Annotated in this window: 1 pseudogene; it reads left to right on the forward strand. The window is 42.6% G+C overall.

The features are described from left to right. Positions 1–200 precede the first annotated feature (200 nt). Positions 201–444, forward strand: a pseudogene (locus tag D7X55_RS46480) (hypothetical protein); the annotation flags it as partial.

Consider the following 444-nt stretch of genomic DNA (forward strand, 5'->3'; position numbering starts at 1 on the left):
GGGTGCAGCAAAACCTGTGCATATTTTGACACCAACCGCAACAACACGTCGTGTCTTGAATATGACAGCATTGACTGTCGCAGAAATTCAGCAAAGCGGTGGCTAATTCTTTAAACTTAAGAGATTAGAAAAGCTTAACTTTGTGACTTGAGAAAACCTCTGTTCTGTAGCATCATGAGCTTAAGAACAGAGGTTTTTTCATGCATGTTTATTTAGTAGGCGGTGCCGTACGCGATTTTTTACTTGGGCACCCCTATCACGAAAAAGATTATGTCGTGGTGGGAGCAACACCACAGCAATTGCTTGATCAGGGCTATCAGCCTGTTGGTAAAGATTTTCCTGTATTTCTACATCCACAAACCAAAGATGAATATGCCCTTGCGCGTACCGAACGTAAATCGGGTATCGGCTATCATGGTTTTCAATTTTTTACCGATCCAGACG

The organism is Corallococcus sp. AB049A (assembly GCF_003668885.1).
GTDB classification, from domain to species: domain Bacteria; phylum Myxococcota; class Myxococcia; order Myxococcales; family Myxococcaceae; genus Corallococcus; species Corallococcus interemptor.